The sequence below is a fragment of the Mesorhizobium sp. M0768 genome (assembly GCF_040320195.1).
In the GTDB taxonomy this organism is placed as follows: Bacteria; Pseudomonadota; Alphaproteobacteria; order Rhizobiales; family Rhizobiaceae; genus Mesorhizobium.
Genome location: NZ_JAMYPD010000072.1, coordinates 1 through 6,843, shown reverse-complemented (window position 1 = coordinate 6,843; position 6,843 = coordinate 1). Strand labels below are relative to the sequence as shown.

Below are 6,843 nucleotides of genomic sequence, written 5' to 3'. Positions count from 1 at the left end.
AAGGACCGTGCTCAAAGGCCGGACATATGGACGCAAGCGATCGAAAACGACGCAAAACAACCGTTGCAGGCAGGGCGCCGTCCACATATGGATCCCAGGGTCTTCGCGACGCCGCTTCGCGCCTGCTCCGCCCTGGGATGACGAAGCTGGGGAGGTTTGGCCAATCTCGAAGGTTTTCAATCCCGTCCAGGGACAGTATGAGTGGCCGGTGGGGCGGCTCCGGCTTCAAACAATCACGAGGACATCATGACAATACGCGCTGTCGTCTGGGGCGAGAATATTCATGAGCGGACCAACGAAGTGGTCGCGGGCATCTATCCTGAGGGCATGCATGCGACGATCGCCAATGCACTGAAGCTCGACCCGGAAATATCAGTGTCCTGGGCAACGCTGGAGCAGCCGGAGCATGGGCTGCCGGCCGACCGTCTGGCCGAGACCGACGTCTTGCTGTGGTGGGGACACAAGGACCATGGCGCCGTCGCCGACGAAGTGGTCGAGCGCGTGGCGCGCCGCGTCTGGGAAGGCATGGGGCTGATCGTTCTCCATTCCGGCCATTTCTCGAAAATCTTCAAGAAGCTGATGGGCACTCCCTGCACGCTGAAATGGCGCGAAGCGGGCGAGCGCGAACGGCTCTGGGTGACCAGCCCCAACCACCCGATCGCCGCCGGGATCGGCGAGTATTTCGAGCTCGAGAACGAGGAGATGTATGGCGAGCAGTTCGCCGTGCCGGAGCCGCTCGAGACCGTGTTCATCTCCTGGTTCCAGGGCGGAGAAGTGTTCCGGTCGGGGCTGACCTATCGCCGCGGCGCCGGTAATATCTTCTATTTCAGGCCCGGCCACGAGACCTATCCGACCTATCACGACGCCAACGTCCAGAAGGTGCTGCGCAATGCGGTGAAATGGGCGTACAACCCGCAAGGCTCCAATCCGGCCATCCTCGATGCGCCGAACGTGCCGGTGGAAAAGGCGCTCGAGCCGATCGTCGAGCGCGGCGGAAAACTTCATTCCGCGGGCGAAGCCGGCTTCCGCTAGACGACAAATCCATGATCGAACAAGAAGATAAAGCCCTGTCCTAAGGATAAGAATCATGCGTCTGTTGATACTCGGCACCGGCTGGATGGCGGAGGAGCATGCCAGGCAGTTCGGCAAGATCGAGGGCGTCGAACTGATCGGCGCCGTCGATCTCGACCGTACGCGTGTCGACAAGTTTTCGGACATCTACGGTATCCCCAACCGCTTCGCGTCGCTGGACGAGGCGCTGGCATGGGGCAAGTTCGACGCGGTGGCGAACGTGACGCCCGATCGCATCCACCATCCGACCACCATGATGCTGATCGCGGCGGGCAAGCCGGTGCTGTGCGAAAAGCCGCTCGCCGAAAATTACCAGAGGGCCAGTGAAATGGCCGATGCGGCCGAGCGGGCCGGCATCATCAACATGGTCAACCTGACCTATCGCAATGTCGCGCCGCTGCAGAGAGCGCGCGCCATGGTGCTGGCAGGCGAGATCGGCACGGTCAGGCATGTCGAGGCGTCCTATCTGCAGAGCTGGCTGATATCCAAGTTCTGGGGCGACTGGCGCACCGATCCGAAATGGCTGTGGCGGCTGTCGCGCGGCCACGGCTCCAATGGCGTGCTGGGCGACGTCGGCATCCACATCCTCGATTTCGCCAGCTATGGCGCGGTGCTCGACATCGACCATGTGTTCTGCCGCCTGCGGTCCTTCGACAAGGCGCCTGGCAACCGGATCGGGGAGTACGAGCTCGACGCCAATGACAGTTTCACCATGGCGCTCGATTTCAGCAATGGCGCTTTCGGCGTCGTCCATGCCAGCCGCTGGGCGACGGGCCATCTCAACGAGCTCCGACTGCGCATCTACGGCGACAAGGGTGGCATCGAAGTCGTGCACAATCTGACCGGCTCGGAGCTGAAAGCCTGCATCGGCGAGGATGTCGAGAACGCCAAATGGCAAGTTCTGGACGCCGGAACGGTGCAGACCAACTACCAGCGCTTCGTCGATGCGGTGCGCAGCGGCGTCCAGGCCGAACCGTCGTTCCGGCATGCTGCCGAATTGCAGAAGGTCCTCGATCTCGCCGTCGTCTCGGATGAGAAGCGGGCCGAATTGAGCACCCACGCGGATGCGCAGTGAGGTCATTTCAGGAGTCTAGCAGCCATGGTCACGCGTCGCGCCGAATGTTCCTGCGGTCAGCTATCGGCCATTTGTTCGGGCGAGCCGGTGCGCGTCTCCGTCTGCCATTGCCTGGCCTGCAAGCGGCGCACCGGCAGTGCATTCAGCTTCAATGCGCGGTTTGCCGAGAATGACGTATCGATCGAGGGGCGGGCAGCGGAATTCTCGCGCACCGGCGAGGAGGGTGGCCGCGTCATCTACAGCTTCTGCCCGGATTGCGGCACCACCGTCCACTACCGGATCGACACCCAGCCCGGTCTGACCGCCATCCCGGTGGGTGCCTTCGCGGACCCTGCGTTCCCATCGCCCTTCTTGTCCTTCTATCATGAGAGCCGGCGCTGCCAGTGGGTCGAGATCCGCACTGAGCCTCTGGCGACGTTCTGCTGAAGACGCCGGCCACGGCCGGCTGACGTTTCAGGATCAAACCCAATCATTCTGAACGACCGAGTTCGACCCGTTTCAGTCGTCCGGGACGTTCCCCATTCAGAGCGCTTTAAGTGCATTCCGGTCATTCGCGTTCGAGCATGCTATACTGCACCTTGGCTCCAAAGCAGCCATTGATGGCTAGGAACCAATGCGGATGGGCAGGTCAGACCGACAGCAATTCAACAGCGGCTCCTTGCAGGAGGCGGACCAGCTCGTGCTCGGTCGTGAGGCTTACGAGGAAAGGGCGTGGGACGACGCCTATCGGTTCTTCTCGCGTGCCGGCGAAGCGGCTCCGCTCGCAGTGGACGATCTCGAACGGCTGGCGATGTCGGCCTATTTGACCGGGCGCGACGAGGAGTACCTGCGGGCCCTGGAGCGAACCCATCATGCATATCTGGACGCGGGCGAGTTGCCATCGGGCCGCCCGCTGCGCCTTCTGGCTTGGCCTGCGCCTTGTCTTTCGTGGGGAGATGGCTCAGGCGGCCGGCTGGTTTGGACGGGCGCATCGGCTGCTCGAACGCGAGCCACATGATTGTGCCGAACAGGGTTACCTGATGCTGCCCCATGTCGAACAGCAGCTTGCTTCGGGCAACCTTGAAGCGGCCTACGCTGCGGCGAGCGGCGCAGTCGAGATTGGCGAGCGCTTTGCGGACGTGGATCTGGTGGCCTGTGCACGGCACTTGCAGGGCCGTGTTCTGTTGCGCCAGCGGCGAACCGCGGAAGGTTTCGCGCTCCTGGACGAGGCGATGGTTTCGGTCACGGCCGGCGAATTGTCGCCGCTGCTTACCGGCTTGATCTACTGCAGCGTGATCGAAGCGTGTCAGCAAGTCCATGCTCTGGGCCGCGCACGCGAATGGACCTCCGCCCTGGGGCGATGGTGCGCCGAACAGCCCCAGCTGATCAGTTTCAGCGGCACCTGCCTGATGCATCGCGCCGAGATCAAGCGGCTCAGCGGCGCATGGCAGCACGCGATCGACGAAGCGCAGCAGGCCGTGGAGCGTTTGACGCAGTCGAACAATCGGAGAGATACGGCTGGAGCATGGTACCAGCTGGCGGAAGTATACCGCCTTCGCGGAGACTTTGACGTGGCCGAGCAGGCATATCGGAGTGCAAGCCAACATGGCTTCGAACCGCAGCCGGGCCTTGCCCTGTTGCGGTTGGCCGAAAGGCACATCGATGCGGCTGCGGCCGCAATCCGGCGCGTCATGGGCGCGACGACCGACCAACTGAAGCGCATTCGGCTGCTGCCTGCTCACGTCGAGATCATGCTGGCGGCTGATGACATCGAGGAAGCACGGCGTGCCTGCCACGAACTGGCGGACATTGGAGAAAGCTACGGAACCGAACCGCTGCGCGCCCTTGCCGCTCACGCGCGGGGAGCGGTGGAACTGGCAGAAGGCGAAGCGCAGGCTGCATTGACTTGGCTGCGCCAGGCACTCGAGGGGTGGCAGCAAGTCGAAGCGCCATACGAAGCAGCGCGCGTAGGCGTCATGATAGGCCAGGCTTGCCGCGCCCTCGGTGACAACGATGGTGCGGAACTGGAGTTGCAGGCAGCCCGGACAGTGTTCCGGCAGCTCGGTGCGATGCCGGACCTTTCTCGTGTCGATATCCTGCTTGGCATGCGATCAGACGGAGCCCGCGGCCTCTCTGCCCGTGAACTGCAAGTTCTCCGCCTGGTCGCTGCCGGCAAAACCAACAAGCAAATCGCCAACGAACTGGATTTGAGCGGGAAGACAGTGGACAGGCACGTCAGCAATATTTTCAACAAGCTTGACGTCCCCACGCGCGCTGCCGCCACCGCCTGGGCCTACGAGCACCGCCTGGTTTGAGCAGGTCTGGCATGGGTCGAATCACCCATGCCGTCATCGGCGCCCATTGGGTGGTTCGCCCGAAGCGCCGCCCTCCCTTCCGCGCTAGCTTGCACTCGAAATCGATCGGCCATGGATGCGCGGCGCCACGGCGCAGCTCGCCCACAGATCGCGAGACGGACGCAGTGATCGCGCTGCGAACATCCGGCCACAATGAAGGGAAGTAGCGATGTCGCATGCCGATACCGCAATGCGGGTCGCGGGCGCCTGGCTTGCGATCGCTTCTGTACTCTTGGGTTTCGTCCTGATCGGTCACGGGCCGATTAATCCCGACCTCGCCCAGCAAATGCAGGCCATCGCCAGTGGCGTCACCCTGTGGGTGGTCGTGCATTGGGCCGCCGCGGCAGCACTTTCGCTGTTCGTCGTCGCGAGCCTGATCGTGCTGACCGCCGGCTCTCGACTGACCGAACGCTGGTGGACCCTATCCGCCTGGGCGGTGGTGGCCGTCGGCGCGCTCTGGACGATGACAACCGCCGTGGCCGAGGCCACCACCGTCGCCGATGCCGTCGCCGCCAACGACATGGCGCGATTCGCGGTCTGGTGGGCCTTCGCCGAGGGCAAGGCCAACGGCTTCATGTTCCTCTGCCTGGCGGTTGCCGTGATCGCCGGCAATGAGACGCTGAGCCGGCAACAGGTAACGCCGACCTGGGCGTCACTGGTCGGAGTCGTGGCCGGGCTTGGTGCCTTCGTCGGATGGCCGCTGGGCATGTGGTTCGGCATCGGGCTGGGCAGCCTCGTCTGGGTTGCGTCGTCTTTTGTAATGGCCCTGTGGACGTTGTGGTTCGGGTTGGGGCTCGCGCGAGCCGAGAACAGCGTGTCGAAAGCTCGCAGCGCGAGCTTCAGCGCGTGAGCACCCCAAGAGGCCAGCGGCGTCCTATCAACATCAGGGAGGCCATGATGACTCACGTTGAAGGTTACACCGCCACCCCGGCAGCAATTGAAGATAGCGCCGATGTCAAAGCTGAAGGCGTGCGGCAAATGTCGGCTATTGTTTAGGGTTACCGATGCCGGCCAACAGGTGTTGGCTTGGCGCGAGGGCCGGCGTCCGAAAGCCTCCAGGGAAAGAACCCGCGGGATGGAGGGCGTGGTTCCGGCGCTATGGGGGATTTGACGGTTCCGCGTGGTTCGCGGTGGGTGCACTGATGCGGCTGACAGGTGGGACTGCTCAGGTTGACAGGCGCGCGCGGCCGGCCGAGGTGGCGCATGATGCGGTGTGGCGGCTGAAGACGCCGGTCGCCTGCGGCTGACGTTTCAGGATCAAACCCAATCACTCTGAACGACCGAGTTCGACCCGGTCCGACCGTCAAGGCATTTCAGGCGACGAAGTCGATCCATCAACGTGCGTGGCTCGATCGCGCCAAAAGAAGGCGTGTGCGTCGGCTGAGCAAGCTCCGTCACAGCTGCGCTCAACGGGGCGCGACAAGTGCCGACCATCCAATTGATCGCTGATGGTTACTACGTGCTGGCCATGCTAGAATTCAGCGTCCTCGACGTGGTTAAAATCGGGGAATTGCGACCGGTTGACGGCGCGGGAGGTCGACGGACAAACACGAACAGATCACAGGGAGGAAGCAATGTTTCGGACACCAGTTCATCTTGCATTCTTGACAGCGTCGATTGTTGCCCTGCCATCTTACGCGGCCATGGCCGATGACACACAGATCGCGCGCGGCGAATATCTGGTTACGATTGCCGGCTGCAGCGACTGTCACACATCCGGTTACTTCTTCGGGAAGCCCGACATGTCGCGCTTCCTTGGCGGTTCAGATGTGGGCTTCGAGATTCCTGGTCTTGGTGTCTTTGTCGCCCGCAATATCACGCCTGACAGGGAGACCGGTATCGGAAGCTGGACCCCGGAGCAGATCGTCACCGCGATCCAGACCGGCGAACGGCCGGACGGCCGCATCCTGGCGCCGATCATGCCTTGGCGCGATTTCGCGCATCTCACCGCGGATGACGCCATGGCGATCGCGGCATTCCTCCAAAGTGTGAAGCCGGTCAGCCACCAGGTTCCCGGCCCGTTCAAACCCGGGGAAGCGGTGTCGACGTTCATGATGCGGATTATGCCGCCGGGGGAAGCCGCAGCCGCTGCAACGAAGTAGGGCGGCTTTGATCGGAACGAGATTTTTAGTCGAATAATGGGTGAATGTCCGCCTTGGAGATGATGAGGCCGATATCCGAACGGCAGAAATGGGTCGATAGTGTTGAAAAAGTCCGGGTTGCAGCAGTCCTGAAGCACTTCTCTATTCGGCATGTTGAGCCAAGCGCTTTCGAGCTTGCGGCTTCTCCGGCGTTTGACGTCTTTCGCGGGGCCTCGCTTCTCTACGGGATCGGCTTTAGCCCTCCCAGCATGGGATCAGGAGA

At 62.7% G+C, this 6,843-nt stretch carries 7 protein-coding genes; all 7 read left to right on the top strand.

All coding sequences use genetic code 11. The annotated features are described in order from the left end of the window. Positions 1-246: 246 nt before the first annotated feature. A complete protein-coding gene (locus tag NKI08_RS34200; protein WP_352775868.1) occupies positions 247-1,032 on the top strand; it encodes a ThuA domain-containing protein in 786 nt (261 codons plus the stop codon). A 55-nt stretch (positions 1,033-1,087) separates the two neighbouring features. Then, complete coding sequence (locus tag NKI08_RS34195) at positions 1,088-2,146, top strand: Gfo/Idh/MocA family protein (protein ID WP_352775866.1); 1,059 nt, start codon at positions 1,088-1,090, stop codon at positions 2,144-2,146. A 24-nt stretch (positions 2,147-2,170) separates the two neighbouring features. Further along, positions 2,171-2,572 (top strand): GFA family protein, encoded by a 402-nt coding sequence (locus NKI08_RS34190; protein WP_352473786.1) that lies wholly within the window; start codon positions 2,171-2,173, stop codon positions 2,570-2,572. Between the two features lie 425 nt (positions 2,573-2,997). Further along, positions 2,998-4,440, top strand: coding sequence for a LuxR C-terminal-related transcriptional regulator (locus tag NKI08_RS34185; protein ID WP_352775863.1), 1,443 nt, complete (start codon positions 2,998-3,000; stop codon positions 4,438-4,440). A 208-nt stretch (positions 4,441-4,648) separates the two neighbouring features. Next, positions 4,649-5,329, top strand: a complete 681-nt coding sequence (locus NKI08_RS34180) for a hypothetical protein (protein ID WP_352775860.1) — start codon at positions 4,649-4,651, stop codon at positions 5,327-5,329. Positions 5,330-6,053: 724 nt separating this feature from the next. Further along, positions 6,054-6,581, top strand: coding sequence for a c-type cytochrome (locus tag NKI08_RS34175; protein ID WP_502893757.1), 528 nt, complete (start codon positions 6,054-6,056; stop codon positions 6,579-6,581). Positions 6,582-6,625: 44 nt separating this feature from the next. Further along, positions 6,626-6,843, top strand: a 218-nt coding sequence (locus NKI08_RS34170; protein ID WP_352775857.1) for a hypothetical protein, incomplete at its 3' end; no start/stop codon positions are given.

Coding starts and splice junctions, on each gene's coding strand:
- NKI08_RS34190 (WP_352473786.1), top strand. CDS start 2,171: ATGGTCACGCGTCGCGCCGAATGTTCCTGCGGTCAGCTATCGGCCATT.
- NKI08_RS34180 (WP_352775860.1), top strand. CDS start 4,649: ATGTCGCATGCCGATACCGCAATGCGGGTCGCGGGCGCCTGGCTTGCG.
- NKI08_RS34200 (WP_352775868.1), top strand. CDS start 247: ATGACAATACGCGCTGTCGTCTGGGGCGAGAATATTCATGAGCGGACC.
- NKI08_RS34175 (WP_502893757.1), top strand. CDS start 6,054: ATGTTTCGGACACCAGTTCATCTTGCATTCTTGACAGCGTCGATTGTT.
- NKI08_RS34185 (WP_352775863.1), top strand. CDS start 2,998: ATGCATATCTGGACGCGGGCGAGTTGCCATCGGGCCGCCCGCTGCGCC.
- NKI08_RS34195 (WP_352775866.1), top strand. CDS start 1,088: ATGCGTCTGTTGATACTCGGCACCGGCTGGATGGCGGAGGAGCATGCC.